Source organism: Frigoribacterium sp. AP1, from assembly GCF_056680555.1.
Genome location: NZ_CM155288.1, coordinates 2,507,125 through 2,527,426, shown reverse-complemented (window position 1 = coordinate 2,527,426; position 20,302 = coordinate 2,507,125). Strand labels below are relative to the sequence as shown.

The following is a 20,302-nucleotide window of genomic DNA, read 5'->3' as shown; positions in this document are numbered from 1 at the left end:
CCGGACGGCGTGTCGAGCAGTTCGTGTCGGGTTCGGCACGCCTCGCGCGCTGCGACCGGTCGGGATCGGCACAGCTCGACCGGGCCCCGGGTGCGACGCGGCCCTCACGCCCGCCCGCCGCGCACGGCCGACGCACCGAGGAGGCGCGGCGAACGCACAGGCGCCCGTCACGTCCCGTTCACGCCCCGGTCGCCCCCGGGGTGCAGCATCGACGCATGATCTCGCTCAGCGCCCTCGTGAAGCCGAAGGACGGAATCCACTCGGTCCGCCTGCTCGAGAAGAGCCTCCGCGACCACTACGAGAACGTGCCCGTGAAGGACCACCAGTACCTCGTGCGCTTCGCCGACGGCCCGGCTCTGGTGACCGACGAGCTCGCGGGCCTCCGGGTCGACGTCGTCGTCTCGGACGAGCGGGCCGCGACGCACTTCCGCGAGGCGCTGGCCGGCGAGATCGCGACCCGCGTCCTGGGACGGACCGTCGACGTCGTGTGGTCGCGCTCGGCGACCGTGCCCGCGCCGCTGCGCTGAGGCGCGCCGGAGACCGACGGGGTCAGTCGCCCTCGGCGTCGGCCGCGACGATCAACTTCGTCATCGTGCGGTGCAGCACGACGAGCTCGTCGTGCGTCAGCCCGAGCCGCGCCATCATGCGCCCGGGGATGCTCTCGGCCTCGCGCCTCAACGCGGCACCCGCCGGGGTCAGCTCGATCGACAACGCCCGCTCGTCGTCGGCCCGTCGCCCTCGGGTCAACAGCCCCTGGGCCTCGAGCCGCTTCAGCAGCGGACTGAGCGTGCCCGGGTCGAGCCGCAGCAGACGGCTGAGCTCACGACCCGAGAGCGGTGCGTGCTGCCACAGGGCCAGCATGACGAGGTACTGCGGGTGCGTCAGCCTGAGAGGCTCGAGCACCGGACGGTAGGCCGCCACGACCCCCCGCGACGCGACCGAGAGTGCGAAGCAGATCTGGCTCTCGAGCTCGAGCGGGTCCGCGACCTCGGCGGCACCCACGCACGGGGCACCAGCGGCACTCACGCCCGGGGCACCGGCGGCACTCACGCCTGGGGCACCGGCGGCGCTCATGCCCGCGGCGCCGGGCAGTGCACCATGGTGCGGACGCCCGTCCTGTCGACGACGTGCTCGTCCATCGGCGCACCGCAGAGCGGGCAGACCCCACCGTGCTGCGGCGCGACCACCGGAGCCTCGTTCTTCAACCCCAGCTGAGCGCCGCCGATGTAGGGCCGCAGCCGGGCGTTCATGCGCTCGACCAGGTCGCCGAACCTGCTGCCGTGATCGTGATGCCGCTCAGGTCTCGTCATGATCGTCAGCCTACCAACGATTGGCGCACCAACGACAGGGTGACCACCCGACCACGCACGTCCGCGCCCGCCTCGACGAACGGAGCGGGCGCGGAACGGCGGAACCGAGGAGGCGCGGGTGGCGCCGGTCAGGCGATCTTGCGACCCTGCGCCAACGTCTGGTGCGCCCGGGCGGCGAGTTCGCCGCGGACCAGCACCTCGTACCGGCCGGCCTCCATGGTGCGGACCGACGAGAAGTCGCGACGGCCGCGCAGCATCTTGTGGCCGACGAAGCCCCAGAGGGCACCCCACAGCGCACCGAGGCCGACGGCCACGAGCAGCACGCCGATCCACGCAGCGCTCGGGGCGAAGATGCCGAACAGCAGTCCGAGCAGCAGACCGAACCAGGCACCGCCACCGGCACCGCGTCCGGCGGCCTTGCCCGAGGTCAGCCGACCCGAGACGTTCTCGACCGTGCGGATGTCGTGCCCGACGATCGAGACGCTCTCGACGGGGAACCCCTCGTCGGACAACAGGTCGACGGCCGACTGGGCGTCCTCGTACTTGGTGAACGAGGCCAGCACCTGGGGGTAGCCCGCGCCGGCGAAAGCACCGATGCCACCGGGGCCGGGCGTGCCCGTCGTCGGGGTCGCCTGCGGCCCGGCCTGACCGTGACCGGACTGGCCGTAGCCGGGCTGGCCGTACGGCGCACCCTGCTGACCGGGCACCTGCCCCGGCTGCTGCCCCTGGTCGGGCGAGGCCGGCTGACCGGCGGGCTGCTGCCCGGTGCCCTGCGGCGCGTACTCGCCGTACGCGGGCCGCGGGCGGTCGTCGGGGGTGGGCGTGGTGTCCTGCTCGTTGCTCATGCTCCCGTTCTATCGCGCCCGCGTCGACGCGGAGGGAATGCACAGTCGGCCCACAGCATTCCTTGGCGTGCTCCCAGTCGCGCCGTCCGCACCACGGCCCCTCCGCACGCTCCGGTCGCGGCGACGACCCGCCGACCCACGTCTCGTGGGGCAGGATCGGGGGATGACCACCTCCCACGTCCTCGTGCTCGACTTCGACGGGACCGTCTGCCTGGGCGACGGTCCCGTGCTGACCTACGCGCGCCTCCTCGACGAGGCCCTCACGGCGACCGACGAACAGCACCCGCTCCGGTTGGTCGAGGCGGTGCTGGCCCGGTTCGTGGGCAGCCCCGTCGACGACGAGCCGGCCGGGGTCGACGAGGCGATCGCGCATGCCGACGGCTCCCCCGACGGGTACGTCGTCGCTGAACGGGTCTCGCGGGCACTGGGCGTCGACGACGCGGCCCGCTCGGCCGCCTACGCCGGGGCCCGTGCGGCCCTGGCCGACGGCCGTCTCGAGACCACGGCACCCGAGGGACTCGCCGAGCTGCTCGACTCGCTGCCCGACACCGTGCACGTGGTGCTCGTCACGAACTCCCCCGAGCACGGCGTCGTGCAACCGCTCGAGCGGCTGGGGCTCGCCGACCGCGTCGACGAGATCGTCACCGACGCGCGCAAGCCGACCGGGCTGCCCGCCGTGCTCGACCGGCTCCGGGCTGACGCGGGCCTCGAGGACCGGCCCGACCGTCTGCTCAGCGTGGGCGACATCTGGCCGAACGACCTCGAGCCGGCCGCGGCCCAGGGATCGCCGACCGCCCTCGTCGAGCGGTTCCCCGCCCCGGACGCCCGGCCGACGCACCGCGCGACGACGCTGCCCGAGCTGTACCCGGCGATCCGCGCCTGGGCGACCCGCGCCTCCTGAGCCGAGGACGACCTCAGACCGTCGCCGGCACCACCGCGAAGCGTGCGCCGGGGTGGTCGGCCGAGAGGTGCGGCCCGGGACGGCCGAGCATCTGCTCGCGCAGAGTGCCCGTCGCGGGCTCGGCCGGCATGCGGCCACGGCGGCGCAGCTCGGGCACGACGAGGTCGGCGAAGTCGGCCAGGTCGGCCGTGCCGAAGATCGGCTCGAGCAGGAAGCCGTCGAGGTCGGTCTCGTCGACCAGGCGCTCGAGCTCGTCCGCGACCTCGACGGGGTCGCCGACCAGCTGGAGCCCGCGGGTTCCCTTGCCGCGCAGGTCGTCGAGGATCTCGCGCACGGTCGGCGCCGGCGAGCCGTCCTTCGGCAGGAAGCGGTCGATGTTGCTCTGCCCCATCTGCCCGACGGGCCCGCCGTCGTCCTGCAGTTGGGTCAGGTCGCGTGACGGGTCGAGCGAGAGCAGGTCGATGCCGGTGTTGCCCGCGTAGAGGACGGCGACGACCTCGTCGGTCTGCAGGTCGTCGAACTCCTTCCTCAGGGCGACGGCCTCGTCGTGGGTCGGGGCGACCGTGACGGTCAGCCCGACCATGATCTTGACCGACTCGGGGTCACGGCCGAGGGCGGCGGCCTTGGCCCGGATGTCGGCGACGTTCGCCGCGGTCTTCGGCACCGTCGTCCCCTGGACGAAGACGCACTCGGCGTTGCGCGCGGCGTAGGCGCGGCCCCGGTCGGACGTGCCGGCCTGGAACAGGACGGGCGTCCGCTGCGGCGAGGGGGCGACCGTGAAGTAGCCCGACGAGCGGAAGTGCTCGCCGGCGAACTCGACCCGGTGGATGCGGTCGCGGTCGGCGAGGACGCCGGCCTCGGCGTCACCGCGGAAGGCGCCGTCCTCCCAGCAGCCCTCCCAGAGCGTCATGGCCAGGTCGACGTACTCGTCGGCCTGGTCGTAGCGGGCGTCGTGGCCGCGCATCTCGTCGTGGCCGAACAGTTCGGCGACGGTGTTCTGCGAGGCGCCCGTGACGATGTTCCAGCCGATGCGGCCGCCCGTCAGGTGGTCGAGCGTGGCGAATCGGCGAGCCGACTGCACGGGGTGGTCGAGGCCGGTCGACGAGGTGACGACGAAACCGAGACGCTCGGTCTCGCGGGCCAGGGTCGGGATCAGCAGGGCGGGGTCCATGCCGGGGAAGTTGATGCCCCCGCGGGCCGCGGTCTCGGGGAGGTCGCCGTCGATCGACGGGTAGCCGAACCCGTCGGCGAAGAACAGGAAGTCGAAGCCCGCACGGTCGAGCAGCTTCGCCATGCCGATCCACAGGTCGAGCCCGTGGTAGCCGAGCGAGTCGCTGCGCGGGTGGGACCAGCTGAGGGTGCCGCCGACCTGGGGGCCGGCGACTTCGAACACACCGAGACGGATCTGCTTCATGCCGTCAGTGAACCGGATGGTTCACCGAGAGTCCAGCCCCGAAACAAGCTCTTAACACGGGTGGCCCGTCAGCGGGCGACGGCGGCGGCGCGGACGCGCGCGACGAGCGCCTCGGTGGCGTCGACGGCCGCGCGGTCGACGGCGGCGCTCGACCCGGCGCTGAGCAACGTGGCCTGGAAGCCGCGCCAGAGCGCGACCGTCTCGTGCGCGAGCGACTCGGCCCGCGCCTCCTCGACGCCCTCGACGCGGTACGCCGCCGCGACCTGGCCCACCCACTCGGTGCCGATGTCGCCGAGCAGCGAGGCGTAGCGCTCGCGGTCGAAGCTCGCGAGGCCGAACACCTCGAAGAACAGCCGGTTGAAGGGCTGGTTGACCGGGTCGGACACCGTCCGCCAGACGGCGAGGAGGCGCTGGTCGAGCGGCAGGTCCGGCCCGGCCAGGTGGTCCACGACCCCGACGATGCCCGGGAACCGCCGTTCGGCGCCGTGCAGCGCCGCCACGACCAGTTCTTCGCGGCTGCCGAAGTAGTACAGCAGCATGCGGTTGTTCGAGCCGACCGCCGTCGCGAGGGCGCGCAGGGTGAGCTGGCCGACCCCGTTCTCGAGCACGTGGTCGACGACGCGCTCGAGCAGTTCGGCCCTCTTCTCGGACGACTCCCGGGTGGCCATGCCCCGAAACTAACGTCCCGCGAGGTCGACGACGACGGCAACACGACCGAAACGACGATGAAACAGTCCGGGTCTAGCTTTTCGACACCTCACCCGAACGAACCTCAGGAGTTCCCCCATGAGCCCTCTCTCCGTTCCTCCCGCGTTCCGCGACTCCTCCCTCGACCGCCGCGGGTTCCTGCGCCTGGGCGGTTCGGCCGCCCTCGTCGTGGGCACGACCGCCCTGCTCGCCGCCTGCACCGACTCGTCGGCCGGCACGGGCGCGGCGTCCGGCGGGGCCGCGTCCGGCGGCTCGTTCGGCACCATCGCCGTGCAGCTCTCGTGGATCAAGAACATCGAGTTCGCGGGTGAGTACTTCGCCACCGAGAAGGGCTACTACACCGACGCGGGCTTCAGCGAGGTCACGCTGCTGGCCGGTGGCGGACAGACCGGAGCCGAGGAGGCGCTGCTCGCCGGACAGGCCAAGGTCGGGTTGTCGTCGGCCTCGCTCACCGGCCCCTCGGTCGCGCAGGGCGCGGCGCTCAAGATCATCGGCACGACGTTCCAGAAGAACCCGTTCTGCCTGCTCTCCCTCGAGGAGGGCAAGCCGATCCGCACCCTGGCCGACCTCAAGGGCAAGAAGATCGGCGTGCAGTCGGGCGGCAACCAGACGATCTTCGAGGGCTTCCTCAAGGCCAACGACATGACGCTCGACGACGTCGAGCTCGTCGCCACGCAGTACGACATCGCCCCGCTCGAGACCAACGCGTACGACGCGCACATGTCGTACATCACGAACGAGCCGATCCTCGCCGAGATGGACGGCTTCACCCCCGTCGTGCTGGGCTTCGCCGACAACGGGCTGCCGTTCGTCGCCGAGACCTTCACCGTCACGCAGGAGACCATCGACAACGAGCGCGACATGCTCAAGGCCTTCCTGGTCGCCGAGATCAAGGGCTGGACCGACGCGGTCAAGGACCCGGAGCAGAGCGCGAAGTACGCCGCCGAGAAGTACGGCAAGGACCAGGACCTCGACGTCGAGGAGCAGACCGCCGAGGCCGAGGCGCAGAACACCCTGATCCTCACCGAGGACGTCAACGCCAACGGCCTGTTCACCATGACCGACGAGCTGGTCGCCGAGAACATCGCCTCGCTGAAGGCCATGGGCACCGACGTGTCGGCCGACGACCTCTTCGACCTCAGCATCATCAAGGAGGTCTACGAAGAGAACCCCGACCTCATCACGACCTTCACGATCCCCACCGCATGACCATGACCGACGGCACCACGACCGCACTCACGACGGCGACGGGCGACCCCGCCGGACGACCCGAACTCGCCACCGGCATCAACATCCAGGGGCTGACCAAGTCGTTCCAGCTCGGCCGGAAGAGCGTGCAGGCCCTGACGCAGATCGACCTGGGCACCAAGAAGGACTCGTTCCTCAGCCTGCTCGGACCCTCGGGCTGCGGCAAATCGACCATCCTGCGCATCCTGGCCGGGCTCGAGACGCCCACGTCGGGCAGCGTCGTCATCAACGGCAAGACCGCGGCCGAGGTGCAACGCGGCCACGAGACGGGCATCGCGTTCCAGGACTCGGCCCTGCTGCCCTGGCGCAGCGTCGAGAACAACATCCGGTTGCCGCTCGAGGTCTCCGGGCTCACTCCCCCGGCCGGCCTGATCGACGACCTGATCGACCTCGTCGGCCTGAAGGGCTTCGAGAAGGCCAAGCCTGCGCAGCTCTCGGGCGGCATGCGGCAGCGCGTCTCGATCGCCCGCTGCCTCGCCGTGCAGCCGACCATCATGCTGCTCGACGAGCCGTTCGGCGCGCTCGACGACATGACCCGGCAGCGCATGAACGTCGAGCTGCTGCGCATCTGGGGTGAGAAGCCCGCCACCACGCTGATGGTGACGCACGGCATCGCCGAGGCCGTGTTCCTGTCCGACGTCGTCGCCGTGATGAGCGCCCGGCCCGGCCGCATCGCCGAGGTGGTCGAGATCGACCTGCCCCGACCGCGCCTGCCCGAGCTGACCCGCACCCCGGAGTTCCACGCGTACGTCGACCGCATCTCGGAGATCCTGTTCGGCTCGCACGGGACGGTGGCCGATGACTGACCTGCACACGTCGCCGCGCGAGACCGCCGAGCGCGAGGTCGAGGCGGAGCTGGGCCAGAGCGTGGCGCTCCAGGCCGAGACCGCCCGGGGGCGTGAGCGACGGTCGGTGCTCGGCTCGATGGCGGCGGCCCCGCCGTGGGTCGGCGCCCTCGTCGGCATCGTGCTGATCGTCGCGATCTGGCAGGTCGTGGCCGTCACCCTCTTCTCGGTGACCGGGTCGGTGCCCCCGCCCGGCCAGGTGCTCGTCCAACTCGTCACGGACCTCAGCGACCTCGTCTACTGGCGCGCCATCGGCGCGACCGGCGGCAGCGCGGCCTGGGGCTTCCTCTGGGGCAACCTGATCGCGTTCGCACTGGCCTTCGCCGTGCTGCTCGTGCCGTGGTTCGAGGGGCTCTCGACCCAGCTCGCCGTCGTCTGCTCGTGCATCCCGCTGACCGCGATCGCGCCGATCGTCACGCTCATGTCGCCCGCCGGCGGCCGGACGACGTCGATCTTCCTGGCCGCGCTCAGCGTGATCTTCACCACCGTGATCGGCACGCTGCTCGGCCTGCGGGCCGCGAGCGAGACCCAGCTCGACGTGATCACGGCCTACGGCGGCTCGCGCTGGACGCAGCTGGTCAAGGTCCGTCTGATCGCCGCCCTGCCCAGCATCCTCGCGGCGCTGAAGCTGGCGGCACCCGCCGCGTTCCTCGGCGCGGTGCTCGGCGAGTACTTCCTCATCGGCGTCGACCAGGGCCTCGGCATCCTGCTGCTCGCGGCGCAGGCCACGGCGGCGTCGGTCAAGCTCTGGGCCCTGGCCCTGATCTCGGGCGGCATCGCGGGGATCGCCTACTTCGTCATCGGGCGGATCAGCCGACTGGTCACGCCCTGGTCGGCCGGCGACAGCCGCGCCGGAGAGGGGTTCTGATGGCCACGACCCTGCCCACGGGCACCGGCACCCGCGTCGCCGCCCCCGCGGACTCGACCAGCGCCTCCTCGACGGCCCGGTTCGTCCTGCGGCGCATCGGCCGCACCGTGCTGACGATCGCGATCTCGGCGATCATCCTCGGCATCCTGTGGAACCTCGCCATCGTCGTGCTGCAGGCCAACGCGTTCATCGCGAAGACCCCGGCCGACGTGTTCCGCTGGTTCTTCGTCGACTCCGAGCTCAGCCAGACCACGGCGGCCGAGAACCGGGTGCACATCGCCGGCCTGCTCGGCGTGACCCTCTGGCACGCCGCGATCGGCTTCGTGTTCGGCGTCGGCGGCTCGCTGGTCGTGGCGATCGTCTTCACGCTGATCAGGCCCGTCGAGTTCATGTTCATGCCGATCGCCATGCTGCTGCGCACCGTGCCGCTGCTCGCGATGGCCCCCGTCATCTACCTCGTGCTGGGCAACGGGATCGTCACCGCCGGTTTCATCGGCGGCGTGGTCGTGTTCTTCCCGTTGCTGGTCAACCTGAGCCTCGGCTTCCGCTCGGTCAGCGCGCAGTCGGTCGACCTCATCCGGGTCTACGGCGGCAGCCGGTGGACGATCATGCGCAAGGTCGCGTTCCCCACGGCCCTGCCGTACTTCTTCGCCTCGATGCGCATCGCCGTGCCGGGAGCCATCACCGGCGCGATGCTCTACGAGTGGCTCTTCACCTACGAGGGCCTCGGCGCGGCCATCACGGCCGCCAAGTCGCAGTCGCAGTACGGCGAGATCTGGGCGATCGTCGTACTCATCACGCTCGTCTCGATCGTGCTCTACACGATCACGACGTTCGTCGAGACGGCGGTGCTCGCGAAGTGGGGCCCCAACGCCGGCAAGGCGACCGCGTCGTGACCGGCCCCAGCGTGACCTGCCGCAGCGTGACCCGCCGCGTGCTGGTCGACACCGACACGGGCATCGACGACGCCCTGGCCCTGCTCTGGCTCGCCGCGCAGCCCGACGTCGAGATCGTGGGCATCACGGCCGTCTACGGCAACTGCGTCGTCGACGACGCCCTGCGCAACGTCGGACACGTGCTCGGGCTCGTCGGACTCGACGAGGTGCCGGTCGCCCGCGGTGCCGAGGGCCCCCTGGACGCGGAGGCGCACATCGCCCACTACGTGCACGGTCACGACGGTCTCGGTGACGTCGTCGCCGACCGGCCGCTCCCCCGCGTGCTCCTCGACACCCCGGCGGCGGAGCGACTCGTCGAGGTCGCCCGGGCGTCCCCGGGCGAGATCGACCTGCTCACGCTGGGGCCGCTCACGAACGTGGCCCTGGCGCTGAGGGCCGAACCGCGCCTCCTGACGCTGTTCCGGTCGGTGACGATCATGGGTGGCAGCGGGCCCTTCCCGGCCCTCGGCCGCACCGACATGGTCGACGCGAACGTGCAGAACGACGGCGTGGCCGCCCGCGAGGTCTTCGCCGCCCCGGCGACCTCGCGCCTCATGGTCGGCGTGAACGCGACCTCCCAGGTCATCACCGACGAGTCGCACGTCGCGGCGCTGCGCGACTCGGGCACGCCGACCGGCACCTTCGCCGCCGAGGTCCTGGCGACCTACCTCGACTTCTACCGGAACGCCTGGGGCCGCCGGGTCAGCCCCGTGCACGACGGCCTCGCCGCGGCGCTGATGGTGCACCCCGAGTGGATCGCCGACAGCGTCACCGGCCCCGTCGGCATCACCCACGACGGCTTCGCGACGCGGGGCCGGGTGATGCGCACAGCCGACGGCGACGAGGTCGACTGGCACCCGGACGGCCCCGTACCGACCGGCGAGCCGTCGACGCACGACCCGGCCACCGACACGACGGCGGTCACCGCCGTCCACACCGACCTCTTCCTGCCGTCGTTCGTCGACGCCCTGATCCACGGAGCCCGCTCGTGACCACCACCTCCCCCGCCGACGCCACCCGCGCCTCCTCGGCGTCCGCCCCCTCGCCCGCCGACGCCGTCGTGCGCGACCTGCGCGCTCTCCCCAAGGGACACCTGCACCTGCACATGGAGGCGGCGATCCGACCGGACTCGCTGGCCGACATGGCGGCAGCGTCGGGCGTCATCGTGCCGATGCCGACCAGCTTCGGCGACTTCAGCGAGTTCAGCGCGACGTACCAGGGCATGCTCGTGGTCCTCGCCGAGAGCGAGAACCTCTTCCGCCTGATCGACGAGGCGATCGAGGACTGCGCCGACGAGGGCGTCGCCTACGTCGAGTTCGGGGCGAGCCCGCAGTTCTACGTCGCCACCTTCGGGTCGCTCGACGCCTCGCTGCGGGCGATGCTCGCGGCCTGCGCCGAGAGCGGTGAGCGGTGGGGCGTCGAGGTCGGCCTGATGATCACGGTCGACCGCACCGAGAGCGTCGAGGCCGCGAACGAGCTGGCCCACCTGGCCGCCGCGTACGCCGACCGCGGCGTCGTGTCGCTCGGCCTCGCCAACGACGAGCGCGGCAACCCGGCGGCCCGCTACGAGGAGGCGTTCCGCATCGCCAAGCACGCGGGCCTGCTCTCGACGCCGCACGCGGGTGAGCTCGCCGGGCCGGACCAGATCGAGGAGGCACTGGACGTCCTGGGTGCCGACCGCGTCCTGCACGGCGTGACGGCCGTGCAGAGCGAGCCGTTGATGGCACGCCTGGCCGCCGAGGGCGTCTGCCTCGACGTGTGCCTCACCTCGAACGTGCTGCTCTCGGTCATCCCGACGATCGAGGACCACCCGCTGAAGCGCCTCGTCGAGGCCGGCGTGCGGTGCTCGATCAACGCCGACGACCCGATCCTGTTCGGGCCCGGCGTGCTCGCCGAGTACGAGCTGGCCCGCACGACCCTCGGCCTGTCCGACGAGCAGCTCGCCGCGTGCGCGCTGAGCTCGATCGAGTGCTCGGGGGCGTCGGCGGAGCTGAAGGCGCGGGCCGCGGCCGAGATCGCGGCGTGGCTGGCGGCGTGACGGCACCCGCCTCCGCCTCCGCCTCGGCGGCGCCGACCCGGCGGCTCGTCGTCGAGAACGCCCACGTCGCGACGGTCGACGACCACGACACCGAGCACGCCGGCGGGCACGTCGTCGTCGACGGGTCACGCATCGTCGCGGTCGGGCCCGGGCCCGCCCCCGCGTGGTGCACGGCCGGGCTCGCCGCACCCGGGTCGGTCCTCGGTTCGGCAGCGCCGGCTGCAGCGCCGATCCCGGTCGAGCGCGTCGACGGCCGGGGTCACCTGCTGACCCCCGGCCTGGTGAACACGCACCACCACCTCTACCAGTGGCTGACCCGCGGCATCGCGCAGGACTCGATCCTGTTCGACTGGCTCGTCGCGCTCTACCCGACCTGGGCGCGCATCGACGAGCCGCTCGTCGAGGCCGGGGCCGCCGCCGCGATCGCCGTGCTGGCGCGGTCGGGCTGCACGACCGTCGGCGACCACCACTACGTCTTCCCGGCCGGTGCCGGCGACCTCCTGGGCGGCATCGTCCGGGCGGCCGCCACGGTCGGCGTCCGCCTGCACGCCACGCGCGGCTCGATGGACCTCGGTCGGTCGCAGGGCGGCCTGCCCCCGGACTTCGCCGTCGAGACGACGGACGCCGCGCTGCGTGCCAGTCAGGAGGCGGTGGCCCGGTTCCACGATCCGTCCGGTGACGCGCGGGTCCAGATCGCGATCGCGCCCTGCTCGCCGTTCTCGGTCACCCCCGACCTGCTGCGCGAGGCCGCCGTGCTCGGACGACAGCTCGGCGTCCGGCTGCACACCCACGGCTCGGAGACCGTCGAGGAGGACGCCTTCTGCCTCGAGCGCTTCGGCCGCACGCCCACCCAGTACCTCGAGGACCTCGGCTGGCTCGGCGACGACGTCTGGATGGCCCACTGCGTCCACCTCGACGACCACGCGATCGGACGGTTCGCCGCGACGGGGACGGGTGTGGCGCACTGCCCCTCGTCGAACGGTCGTCTCGCCGCGGGCATCGCCCCGATCGCCTCCCTGCTGCGCGCGGGGGCCCCCGTGGGGCTCGGGGTCGACGGTGCCGCGTCGAACGAGTCCGGGCAGCTCGGCACCGAGATCCGGCAGGCGGTGCTGTTCGGGCGCCTGCGCTCGGGCGCGGACGCGTTCTCGGTCCGGCAGGGCCTTCGCCTGGCGACGATGGGCGGCGCCCGCGTGCTCGGTCGGGACGCCGACCTCGGCTCGATCGAGGTCGGCAAGCTCGCCGACCTCGCCCTCTGGCGCGTCGACGGCGTGGAGTTCGCGGGCATCGCCGATCCGGTGGCCGCCCTCGGGCTGGCCTCGATGCCGCCGCTGGCCCGCCTCTGGGTCGGGGGCGACCCGGTCGTGAGGGACGGCGAGCTCGTGCACGCGGACCAGGGTCTGCTCGCCGAGGGCGCGGCCCGGGCGTCGGCGGACCTGCGCGCCCGCGTCTGACGCGACCCGCGCCTCCTGCGCCCGTCGTCACGGGTGCCGGGCCTGCCCCGCCCGCTTTCGCGCCACGAAATGAACACCCCGCCACGCAATGTCGTGGCGGGGTGTTCACTTCGTGGCGGCGTCGGCACCGTCGCCCTCGAAGAGACGGCCCGACAACGACGAAAGCCCCTCGCGAGGAGGGGCTTTCGGTGGTTCTGGTGGATCTGAGGGGACTCGAACCCCTGACCCCCTGCATGCCATGCAGGTGCGCTACCAGCTGCGCCACAGACCCAGAACTGTCGCTCTTGTGAGGTTTTCACCCCGTCGGAAGCAACTCGTCTACATTACTACACTTTTCGGGGCCGCAAGTTCACCCCCTCCCGAGTCGACCGGTATGCGTCCTGGCTTGACCGACGCGCATCCCTCCGGCGCTGGTCGACCCGCCACACGACGTCGTGGTGGCGCGTGGACGGACTCGGACCGGTCACGACGCCAGGATGTGGTCACGGCACCAGGCGAAAACCTGGCGCAGTGTTCGTCTCCTGGCGTGGTGCCCACCACCTGGCGGATGCCCCGGGCGATGACAGATGCCGCTCACCTCGAGAGGTGAGCGGCATGTCGTGACGTCTCGCCGACGCGGCGAAACGGAGGAGGCGCGGGCCGACTAAGCCTCGGCCGGTGCGTCGACGGCGACCTCAGTCGGCGTCGTGGCTGACTCGGTCAGCACGTCGAGCGGGATCGTCGGGCAGTCGCTCCAGAGGCGCTCGAGCGCGTAGTACTGACGGTCCTCGTCGTGGAAGACGTGCGCGACGACGTCACCGAAGTCGAGCAGGACCCAACGGCCCTCGGCACGACCCTCGCGGCGGAGCGTCTTGACGCCGGCCTCGAGCATCTTGTCCTCGATCTCGCCGGCGATGGCGACCACGTTGCGTTCGCTGCGGCCCGTGGCCAGCAGGAACACGTCGGTCAGGGGCAGGGGGCCGGACACGTCGAGGGCGACGAGGTCGTCGGCCTGCTTGTCGTCGGCCGCGCGTGCGGCGATCTGCAGCAGCTCGATGGCACGAGGGGTGGCTGTCACGTGTTCCTTAGGGGGTAGGTGGTGATGCGGGCCGACCGGGGTCGGTTCGGGTGGGTCGGGCCTCAGCCCAGCACCCCGGTGGCGAAGCCACCGATGATCAAGCCGATGATACCGAGGCCCACGACGCCGCCCGAGATGCCGAGGATCAGCGGCAGGTGGTTGCCCTTGGGCTGCGACGCGGCCAGCACGACGGCCCGCGTGGACGTGTGCGTGCTGATGGCCCGGCTGGCACGCACGGGTTCGGCGTCGCTAGACGCCTGCTCGGCGTCGCCCTGCTCGAGGATGCGGTCCATGTCGGAGTTGTCGATCCGGGCCTGCGAACCGGTCGACGCCAGGCTGCGCGGCAAGTCGATCGAGCCGGTGATGATGATCTCGCCGGTCGCGTTGAGGGCCCCGGTCACGTCGGCGACCTGCGCGTCGGTGAGGATCAGGGCGTTCTGCTGACCCGTGCTGGTGCCGAGCTGACGGCCGGGGACGGACTGCGCGTCGGGTTCGTCGGACTGGGTCGACCAGTGACCGAGCGGCACGACCGGCGCCGCGTCGGACGGCTCGTCCCGCAGCTCGGGCGCCGAAGCGGCACCGGACGGGCGCGGCGTCGTCGACGCCCCGGAGCGGGACGGGGCAGGAGGCGCGCTCGGCGAGCCCTGTCCGCTGCGGCCCTGCTCGTCGGACAACGCGAACGGGAAGACCGTGGGCGTCGACGTCGGCGTGGGGGTCGAGGACACCGGAGGGACCGTGGGGGCGGCACCCGTGCGGCGGGGCCCGGGGGCGGCGGCCGACGAGTCGTCGTCATCGTCCGACGCAGCGGACGGCACGGGCGCCGAGGCCGGGCGGACCGCTGCCGGAGCCGGAACGGCCGCGCCGGGCGAGGAGACCGGACGGTCGGCGGCGGGAGCGATCTCGTCGACCGTGTTGAGCGCGTCGGCCAGCGGACGACGGGGTTCGGGGGCCGGGGCCTGCAGAGGCACGGGAGAGGCGTCGCGGGTCTGGCTGGCGTCGCGCAGGGCACGCATCTGTCGGCGGGTCAGACCGGTGCCGGGGTCGACGACCGAACCCGGTGCGGGGGGCGGGACGTCGCGCAGCGCAGCGGACGAGGGCACCGGCGTCGGCAGCGGCACGTCGCCCGTCGAGCCTGCGGCAGCGCGCGGGGCGGGCGTGGAGGTCGAAGCGGGCACCACGGGCACAGCGCCGGTGATGGCTTGACCGCCCTCGCGGGCTCGCTCGAGGTCGCGGATCTGTCGCCGGGTGAGGGGCGGCTGACCGTCGGACGTGCTCATGAAACGCTCCGATACAGATGGTGCTTGGAGATGTACTGGACGACGCCGTCGGGGACCAAGTACCACACCGGAAAGTCTCGACCCACCCGGGCGCGGCAATCGGTCGACGAGATGGCCAGTGCGGGGACTTCGAGCAAGCTTACGTCGCTCTCGGGCAAACCGCTAACGCTGAGGTCGTGCCCCGGACGCGAGACGGCGACGAAGTGGGCGAGGTCCCAGAGCTCTTGGACGTCTTTCCAGTCGAGGATCTGGGCCACGGCGTCGGCACCGGTGATGAAGAAGAGCTCGGCCGTCGGACGCAGGCGACGGATGTCGCGCAGGGTGTCGATCGTGTAGGTCGGCCCTTCACGGTCGACGTCCACGCGGCTGACCGTGAAGGTCGGGTTCGACGCCGTGGCGATGACCGTCATCAGGTAGCGGTGCTCGGCCTCGCTGACCTCGGGTTTCATCCACGGTTGGCCGGTCGGCACGAAGACGACCTCGTCGAGGTGGAACGACTGCGCGACCTCGCTGGCCGCGACCAGGTGCCCGTGGTGGATCGGGTCGAACGTGCCGCCCATGATGCCGACGCGGGGTCGCCTGACGCCCTCGCCGTCGGGCACGGTGGCGCCCGTCACGACCATCTCGGTGGCCTCGGCGGTCAGTGCTTCTCGGGGTGACCGAACTCGTCGATCGGACCGTCGTGGTGGTCGAGCTTGTTCGCCTTGCGCAGCGAACGGTTGGCGACGTCGCGGTAGCTGAAGACCACGTAGCCGAGGACGAGGAACGCGATGGCGAAGACGCCGGCGATGACCGGGGCCGGAGCGATCAGCGGTGCGAGTTCTTCGTGGGCTTCGGCGAGCAGCAGCGAGGCGTCGAGCATGGGTTCTCCCGTTCAGGCGGTGACGATCGTCGGTCAGTCTACCCGCGCACCTGGCCCTGGCCCCGCACGACCCATTTGGTGCTCGTGAGTTCGGTGAGCCCCATCGGTCCGCGGGCGTGGAGCTTCTGGGTCGAGATGCCGACCTCGGCCCCGAAGCCGAACTCGCCTCCGTCGGTGAAGCGGGTCGAGGCGTTGACCATGACGACCGCGCTGTCGACCTCGGCGAGGAACCGCTCGGCGGTCGCCAGGTCGGCGGTCACGATCGACTCGGTGTGGTGGGTCGACCACCGGGCGATGTGGGCCATGGCCTCGTCGACGTCGTCCACGACCCGGACCGCGAGGTCGAGGCCCATGTACTCGGACGCCCAGTCGTCGTCGGTCGCCGGGACCCCGTCGGGGAAGACCTCGAGCGTCCGCTCGTCGCCGTGGATCGTCACCCCGGAGGCGCGCAGGGCACCCAGCACCGGGGGCAGCAGGCGGTCCGCCGCCTCGCGGTGGACGAGCAGCGTCTCGAGCGCGTTGCACACGCTCGGCCGCTGCACCTTGGCGTTCTGCACGATGTCGACGGCCCAGCCCTCGTCGGCGCTGGCGTCGAGGAAGACGTGGACGACCCCGGCGCCGGTCTCGATGACCGGCACCGTCGACTCGCGGACGACGGTGTCGATCAGTTCGGCACTGCCCCGGGGGATCAGCACGTCGACCAGCCCGCGCGCCCGCATCAGCTCGGCGGCCCCGTCGCGGCCGAACTCGTCGATGGTGACGACGGCGTCGGCGGGCAGTCCCACCTCGGCCAGGGCTTCGCGCATGACCTCGACCAGCACGCGGTTGGACTGCTGCGCCGCACTGCCGCCGCGCAGGACGGCCGCGTTGCCGCTCTTCAGGGCGAGCGCCGCGATGTCCACCGTCACGTTGGGCCGGGCCTCGTAGATCGCGCCCACCACGCCGAACGGCACGCGGACCTGGTCGAGGCGCAGCCCGTTCGGCAGCACCTTGCCCCGCACCGACTCGCCGACCGGGTCGACGAGCGAGGCCACCAGCTCGGTGGCCGACGCGAGCCCGGCCAGTCGACCGGAGTCGAGCCGCAGGCGGTCCTGGAGCGACGCACCGACGCCGTTCTCGCGCGCGTTCGCCAGGTCGAGCTCGTTGGCCGCGACGATGCGGTCGACGTTCGCGACCAGGGCGGCGGCGACGGCCCGCAGCCCCGCGTCCTTGCGGTCGGCCGTCGCGGTGGCGAGCACGCGCGAGGCGGCCTTGGCGGCGGTCAGCTTGTCGGTGAGCGACGGGGCCGGGGCATCGATGAGCGACATGCACGAAGCCTATGCGCCGCTCCCCCGTCCCGCGAGGCCGCCGACGGTCGCCGCCGGTCGCCCCGACGACACCCGGGAGGCGCGGGTCAGGCCGGTCGCTCGCCGATGGACCCGGCGTCCCCCGCCGCAGGTCCCGACCCCGCGGCTCCCGCCGCCTCGAAGAAGGTGCCGACCTGCTCGCCCGCGAGGGCCCGGGCGACGTTGCCGGTGCTCGTCACGAGGACGGGTGTGCCGGCCTCGGCCGCGAACCGGGCGGCCGCGACCTTCGTGCCCGCGCCTCCGGTCCCGACGCCGGCCGCGCCGGCCTCGCCGAAGGTGACCCCGGCGAGCTCGTCCCCGAACGGCACGTCGACGATCGCGACGGCGCCGGGTTCGTGCGGCGGCCGGGTGTACAGGGCGTCGACGTCGCTGAGCAGCACGAGCGCGTCTGCACCGATCAGCTGCGACACCAGCGCCGCGAGCCGATCGTTGTCGCCGAAGCGGATCTCGTGGGTGGCGACGGTGTCGTTCTCGTTGACGATCGGTAGGATACGCAGCTCCAGCAGGCGCTCCATGGCGCGCTGGGCGTTGCTGCGGTGCGTCGGGTTCTGCATGTCGCCGGCGGTCAACAGCACCTGCCCGGCCACGATGCCGTAGCGGCGCAGACTCTGCTGGTACCGGTAGATGAGGACGTTCTGCCCCACGGCGGCGGCCGCCTGCTGGGTCGCGAGGTCGGTCGGACGGGAGTCGACCCGCAGGTGCGGCAGGCCTGTGGCGATGGCCCCGGACGAGACGAGCACGACCTGGGCACCTCGACCGTACGTCGCGGCGAGGGCGTCGACCAGCGGCTCGATCTGGCCCGCGTTCTCACCGCTGATCGACGACGAGCCGACCTTGACCACGATGCGACGGGCCGTGCCGAGGCCGGCGCGGTCGACGACGCCCCCGGTCACGCCCGCTCGTCGCCGTCGACGTCGTCGCCCTCTTTCACGAGGAACCCCTCGTCGTCGGTCCACAGGCCGGCGGCACGTTCACGCTGCAGCTCGGCGCGGGCCTCGGCCTTGGCGTCCATGCGCTCGAAGTACTCTTCGCGACGCTGGTTGCGGGTCGGGCGGTCGTTCTGGATCAGGCGCGGGTCGGTGCCGCGGGCGCTCGTCATCAGCTCGGCCGTCGAGGTGAGGGTGGGCTCCCAGTCGAAGACGATGCCGCCCTCGGGGCCGATGACGACCGTCGAACCGGCCTGCGCCCCGGCCTTGAACAGGGCGTCCTCGACGCCGATGGCGTTGAGCCGGTCGGCGAGATAGCCCACCGCCTCTTCGTTGTTGAAGTCGGTCTGCACGACCCAGCGCTCGGGCTTCTGGCCCAGGATGCGGTACACGTTGCCGTAGGTGCCGCCCTCGACCCTGATGACGAAGGGCTTCTCGTTGACGGCGCGGGGACGCATGACGATGCGAGGAGGCGCGGGGCGCGCCGCGATCTCGGCCCGGCTGGCCTCGACGACCTCGGCCAGGGCGAAGGACAGGTTGCGCAAGCCCTCGTGGCTCACGGCGGAGATCTCGAAGACGCGGTAGCCGCGGGCCTCGAGCTCGGGCGTGACGAAGTCCGCCAACTCGCGACCGTCGGGCACGTCGACCTTGTTGAGCGCGATCAGCTGCGGGCGGTCGAGCAGCGGTTTCTGGCCGTCGGGGACGGGATAGGCGTCGAGTTCGCGCAGGATGACGTCGAGGTCGGTCAGCGGGTCGCGGCCCGGGTCGAGGGTCGCGCAGTCGAGGACGTGCAGCAGCGCCGAGCAGCGCTCGACGTGGCGCAGGAACTCGAGCCCGAGCCCCTTGCCCTCGCTGGCACCCTCGATCAGCCCGGGGACGTCGGCGACCGTGTAGCGCGTGTCACCCGACTCGACGACGCCGAGGTTGGGGTGCAGCGTCGTGAAGGGGTAGTCGGCGATCTTCGGCTTCGCGGCCGACAGGGCGGCGACGAGGCTCGACTTGCCGGCCGACGGGTAGCCCACCAGGGCGATGTCGGCGACGACCTTCAGTTCGAGCAGCACGTCCCCGGCCCAGCCGGGGGTGCCCAGCAGGGCGAAGCCGGGGGCCTTGCGCTTGGTCGACGAGAGGGCCGCGTTGCCCAGCCCGCCGATGCCGCCCTCGGCGGCGACGTAGCGCATGCCGGGCTCGACCATGTCGATCAGCTCGGTGCCGTCGGCGGACTTGACGACCGTGCCCACGGGGACGACGAGCTCGAGGGTCTCGCCGTTCGTGCCGGCGCGGTGGTCACCCATGCCGAAGCCGCCGTTGTCGCTGGACCGGTGCGGGGCCCGGTGGAACCCGAGCAGCGTCGTGACGCCGCTGTCGCTGACGATGACGACGTCGCCGCCGTGACCGCCGTTGCCCCCGTCGGGGCCTGCCAGCGGCTTGAACTTCTCGCGCTTGACGGACACGCAGCCGTTGCCGCCGTTGCCGGCGCGGAGGTGGAGGGTCACTTGGTCGACGAATGTGGCCATGAGGTGCTTGATCTCTTTGTCTGTGCGTGCCGGTGCGAGCTGCCCGGGTCAAACACGTCTGGGGCGAGCAGGATGCTCGCCCCAGACGGTGCGACCCGCGAAGGGCCGCCGATGCGGGTCGTGTGCCGACGCCGCGTGGTGGTGCTAGACCGTCGCCGTCGTGGAGGCGACGATGTTGACGACCTTGCGGCCGCCCTTGGCGCCGAACTCGACCGAACCGGGAGCGAGGGCGAAGAGGGTGTCGTCGCCGCCGCGGCCGACGTTGACGCCGGGGTGGAAGTGGGTGCCGCGCTGGCGGACGATGATCTCGCCGGCGAGGACGACCTGGCCGCCGAAGCGCTTCACGCCGAGGCGCTGTGCGTTCGAGTCACGACCGTTGCGGGTGGACGATGCGCCCTTTTTGTGTGCCATGTGTTCTCAGCCCCTGGTTCAGTTGATCGAGGTGATCTTGACGCGGGTCAGGTCGGCACGGAAGCCCATGCGACGCTTGTAACCGGTCTTGTTCTTGTAGTTCTGGATGACGATCTTCGGACCGCGCAGGTCGTTCAGCACCTCGGCGGTCACGGTGATGTTCGCCAGGGCGTCGGCGGCCGAGGTGACCGTGTCACCGTCGACGTGCAGCACGGCGGGAAGGGTGATGGCGTCGCCTTCGGCGGCCTTGAGGCGGTCGAGGGTGACGATCGTGCCGACCTCGACCTTCTCCTGCCGACCACCGGCGCGCACGACTGCGTAGACCATGTCTGTTCCTTAAGAGTTG

General features: G+C 71.9%; 23 protein-coding genes and 1 tRNA gene. 9 read left to right on the top strand and 15 right to left on the bottom strand.

What is annotated here, in order from left to right; all coding sequences use genetic code 11:
* Positions 1-215 precede the first annotated feature (215 nt).
* Positions 216-527 (top strand): hypothetical protein, encoded by a 312-nt coding sequence (locus AC1MBW_RS12090; protein ID WP_043596011.1) that lies wholly within the window; start codon positions 216-218, stop codon positions 525-527.
* 22 nt (positions 528-549) lie between these two features.
* Here the strand turns inward: AC1MBW_RS12090 and AC1MBW_RS12085 are convergent, their stop codons facing one another.
* From AC1MBW_RS12085 to AC1MBW_RS12075, 3 genes are all read right to left on the bottom strand, one after another.
* A complete protein-coding gene (locus AC1MBW_RS12085) occupies positions 550-1,002 on the bottom strand; it encodes a MarR family winged helix-turn-helix transcriptional regulator (protein ID WP_054145993.1) in 453 nt (150 codons plus the stop codon).
* 68 nt (positions 1,003-1,070) lie between these two features.
* Positions 1,071-1,310, bottom strand: coding sequence for a hypothetical protein (locus tag AC1MBW_RS12080; RefSeq protein ID WP_054145992.1), 240 nt, complete (start codon positions 1,308-1,310; stop codon positions 1,071-1,073).
* Between the two features lie 128 nt (positions 1,311-1,438).
* On the bottom strand, positions 1,439-2,155 hold the full coding sequence (locus AC1MBW_RS12075; RefSeq protein WP_235451007.1) for a YflT domain-containing protein: 717 nt from the start codon (positions 2,153-2,155) through the stop codon (positions 1,439-1,441).
* A gap of 163 nt (positions 2,156-2,318) precedes the next feature.
* Here AC1MBW_RS12075 and AC1MBW_RS12070 point away from each other — a divergent pair, with 163 nt between their 5' ends.
* Positions 2,319-3,056, top strand: coding sequence for an HAD family hydrolase (locus tag AC1MBW_RS12070; RefSeq protein ID WP_480024620.1), 738 nt, complete (start codon positions 2,319-2,321; stop codon positions 3,054-3,056).
* 13 nt (positions 3,057-3,069) lie between these two features.
* Here AC1MBW_RS12070 and AC1MBW_RS12065 read toward each other — a convergent pair whose 3' ends face one another.
* Together AC1MBW_RS12065 and AC1MBW_RS12060 are read right to left on the bottom strand one after the other, a co-directional pair.
* Positions 3,070-4,470, bottom strand: a complete 1,401-nt coding sequence (locus AC1MBW_RS12065; protein WP_052505346.1) for an NtaA/DmoA family FMN-dependent monooxygenase — start codon at positions 4,468-4,470, stop codon at positions 3,070-3,072.
* 68 nt (positions 4,471-4,538) lie between these two features.
* Positions 4,539-5,138, bottom strand: coding sequence for a TetR/AcrR family transcriptional regulator (locus AC1MBW_RS12060; RefSeq protein ID WP_054145990.1), 600 nt, complete (start codon positions 5,136-5,138; stop codon positions 4,539-4,541).
* Between the two features lie 118 nt (positions 5,139-5,256).
* Here AC1MBW_RS12060 and AC1MBW_RS12055 point away from each other — a divergent pair, with 118 nt between their 5' ends.
* The 7 genes from AC1MBW_RS12055 to AC1MBW_RS12025 are packed head-to-tail and all read left to right on the top strand — an operon-like array spanning position 5,257 to position 12,563.
* A complete protein-coding gene (locus tag AC1MBW_RS12055; RefSeq protein WP_054145989.1) occupies positions 5,257-6,387 on the top strand; it encodes an ABC transporter substrate-binding protein in 1,131 nt (376 codons plus the stop codon).
* Entirely contained in the window at positions 6,384-7,232 is an 849-nt protein-coding gene (locus AC1MBW_RS12050; RefSeq protein WP_054145988.1) for an ABC transporter ATP-binding protein, read from the top strand. Before AC1MBW_RS12055 ends, AC1MBW_RS12050 begins: the two co-directional genes overlap by 4 nt.
* Complete coding sequence (locus AC1MBW_RS12045) at positions 7,225-8,139, top strand: ABC transporter permease (RefSeq protein ID WP_054145987.1); 915 nt, start codon at positions 7,225-7,227, stop codon at positions 8,137-8,139. Before AC1MBW_RS12050 ends, AC1MBW_RS12045 begins: the two co-directional genes overlap by 8 nt.
* Positions 8,139-9,035, top strand: coding sequence for an ABC transporter permease (locus tag AC1MBW_RS12040; RefSeq protein WP_054145986.1), 897 nt, complete (start codon positions 8,139-8,141; stop codon positions 9,033-9,035). Before AC1MBW_RS12045 ends, AC1MBW_RS12040 begins: the two co-directional genes overlap by 1 nt.
* Complete coding sequence (locus AC1MBW_RS12035) at positions 9,032-10,066, top strand: nucleoside hydrolase (protein ID WP_161805504.1); 1,035 nt, start codon at positions 9,032-9,034, stop codon at positions 10,064-10,066. Before AC1MBW_RS12040 ends, AC1MBW_RS12035 begins: the two co-directional genes overlap by 4 nt.
* Entirely contained in the window at positions 10,063-11,112 is a 1,050-nt protein-coding gene (gene add / locus AC1MBW_RS12030) for an adenosine deaminase (RefSeq protein WP_480024619.1), read from the top strand. The genes AC1MBW_RS12035 and add overlap by 4 nt, the downstream gene beginning before the upstream one ends.
* Entirely contained in the window at positions 11,109-12,563 is a 1,455-nt protein-coding gene (locus AC1MBW_RS12025) for an 8-oxoguanine deaminase (RefSeq protein WP_480024618.1), read from the top strand. Before add ends, AC1MBW_RS12025 begins: the two co-directional genes overlap by 4 nt.
* 195 nt (positions 12,564-12,758) lie before the next feature.
* Here AC1MBW_RS12025 and AC1MBW_RS12020 read toward each other — a convergent pair.
* The 10 genes from AC1MBW_RS12020 to rplU all read right to left on the bottom strand — a co-directional run bounded on the left by AC1MBW_RS12020 (position 12,759) and on the right by rplU (position 20,283).
* Positions 12,759-12,834: transfer RNA gene (locus tag AC1MBW_RS12020), tRNA-Ala, on the bottom strand.
* Between the two features lie 372 nt (positions 12,835-13,206).
* Positions 13,207-13,620 carry a ribosome silencing factor gene (rsfS, locus tag AC1MBW_RS12015; RefSeq protein ID WP_480024617.1) on the bottom strand — a complete coding sequence of 138 codons (414 nt, stop codon included), beginning with the start codon at positions 13,618-13,620 and terminating at the stop codon, positions 13,207-13,209.
* A gap of 62 nt (positions 13,621-13,682) precedes the next feature.
* Positions 13,683-14,897, bottom strand: a complete 1,215-nt coding sequence (locus AC1MBW_RS12010; RefSeq protein ID WP_480024616.1) for a hypothetical protein — start codon at positions 14,895-14,897, stop codon at positions 13,683-13,685.
* Positions 14,894-15,520, bottom strand: coding sequence for a nicotinate-nucleotide adenylyltransferase (nadD, locus tag AC1MBW_RS12005; RefSeq protein WP_082383319.1), 627 nt, complete (start codon positions 15,518-15,520; stop codon positions 14,894-14,896). Before nadD ends, AC1MBW_RS12010 begins: the two co-directional genes overlap by 4 nt.
* A gap of 17 nt (positions 15,521-15,537) precedes the next feature.
* On the bottom strand, positions 15,538-15,759 hold the full coding sequence (locus AC1MBW_RS12000) for a hypothetical protein (RefSeq protein WP_043597092.1): 222 nt from the start codon (positions 15,757-15,759) through the stop codon (positions 15,538-15,540).
* A gap of 38 nt (positions 15,760-15,797) precedes the next feature.
* Complete coding sequence (locus AC1MBW_RS11995) at positions 15,798-17,066, bottom strand: glutamate-5-semialdehyde dehydrogenase (RefSeq protein WP_480024615.1); 1,269 nt, start codon at positions 17,064-17,066, stop codon at positions 15,798-15,800.
* Between the two features lie 86 nt (positions 17,067-17,152).
* Positions 17,153-17,998 (bottom strand): glutamate 5-kinase, encoded by an 846-nt coding sequence (proB, locus tag AC1MBW_RS11990; protein ID WP_480024614.1) that lies wholly within the window; start codon positions 17,996-17,998, stop codon positions 17,153-17,155.
* On the bottom strand, positions 17,995-19,545 hold the full coding sequence (obgE, locus tag AC1MBW_RS11985) for a GTPase ObgE (protein WP_480024613.1): 1,551 nt from the start codon (positions 19,543-19,545) through the stop codon (positions 17,995-17,997). Before obgE ends, proB begins: the two co-directional genes overlap by 4 nt.
* Before the next feature lie 144 nt (positions 19,546-19,689).
* On the bottom strand, positions 19,690-19,956 hold the full coding sequence (gene rpmA / locus AC1MBW_RS11980) for a 50S ribosomal protein L27 (protein WP_055973660.1): 267 nt from the start codon (positions 19,954-19,956) through the stop codon (positions 19,690-19,692).
* A gap of 18 nt (positions 19,957-19,974) precedes the next feature.
* Positions 19,975-20,283 carry a 50S ribosomal protein L21 gene (rplU, locus tag AC1MBW_RS11975; protein WP_054145978.1) on the bottom strand — a complete coding sequence of 103 codons (309 nt, stop codon included), beginning with the start codon at positions 20,281-20,283 and terminating at the stop codon, positions 19,975-19,977.
* Positions 20,284-20,302 lie beyond the last annotated feature (19 nt).

Coding starts and splice junctions, on each gene's coding strand:
- AC1MBW_RS12090 (WP_043596011.1), top strand. CDS start 216: ATGATCTCGCTCAGCGCCCTCGTGAAGCCGAAGGACGGAATCCACTCG.
- AC1MBW_RS12080 (WP_054145992.1), bottom strand. CDS start 1,310: ATGACGAGACCTGAGCGGCATCACGATCACGGCAGCAGGTTCGGCGAC.
- AC1MBW_RS12075 (WP_235451007.1), bottom strand. CDS start 2,155: ATGAGCAACGAGCAGGACACCACGCCCACCCCCGACGACCGCCCGCGG.
- AC1MBW_RS12070 (WP_480024620.1), top strand. CDS start 2,319: ATGACCACCTCCCACGTCCTCGTGCTCGACTTCGACGGGACCGTCTGC.
- AC1MBW_RS12065 (WP_052505346.1), bottom strand. CDS start 4,470: ATGAAGCAGATCCGTCTCGGTGTGTTCGAAGTCGCCGGCCCCCAGGTC.
- AC1MBW_RS12060 (WP_054145990.1), bottom strand. CDS start 5,138: ATGGCCACCCGGGAGTCGTCCGAGAAGAGGGCCGAACTGCTCGAGCGC.
- AC1MBW_RS12055 (WP_054145989.1), top strand. CDS start 5,257: ATGAGCCCTCTCTCCGTTCCTCCCGCGTTCCGCGACTCCTCCCTCGAC.
- AC1MBW_RS12050 (WP_054145988.1), top strand. CDS start 6,384: ATGACCATGACCGACGGCACCACGACCGCACTCACGACGGCGACGGGC.
- AC1MBW_RS12045 (WP_054145987.1), top strand. CDS start 7,225: ATGACTGACCTGCACACGTCGCCGCGCGAGACCGCCGAGCGCGAGGTC.
- AC1MBW_RS12040 (WP_054145986.1), top strand. CDS start 8,139: ATGGCCACGACCCTGCCCACGGGCACCGGCACCCGCGTCGCCGCCCCC.
- AC1MBW_RS12010 (WP_480024616.1), bottom strand. CDS start 14,897: ATGAGCACGTCCGACGGTCAGCCGCCCCTCACCCGGCGACAGATCCGC.
- nadD (WP_082383319.1), bottom strand. CDS start 15,520: ATGGTCGTGACGGGCGCCACCGTGCCCGACGGCGAGGGCGTCAGGCGA.
- AC1MBW_RS12000 (WP_043597092.1), bottom strand. CDS start 15,759: ATGCTCGACGCCTCGCTGCTGCTCGCCGAAGCCCACGAAGAACTCGCA.
- AC1MBW_RS11995 (WP_480024615.1), bottom strand. CDS start 17,066: ATGTCGCTCATCGATGCCCCGGCCCCGTCGCTCACCGACAAGCTGACC.
- obgE (WP_480024613.1), bottom strand. CDS start 19,545: ATGGCCACATTCGTCGACCAAGTGACCCTCCACCTCCGCGCCGGCAAC.
- rpmA (WP_055973660.1), bottom strand. CDS start 19,956: ATGGCACACAAAAAGGGCGCATCGTCCACCCGCAACGGTCGTGACTCG.
- rplU (WP_054145978.1), bottom strand. CDS start 20,283: ATGGTCTACGCAGTCGTGCGCGCCGGTGGTCGGCAGGAGAAGGTCGAG.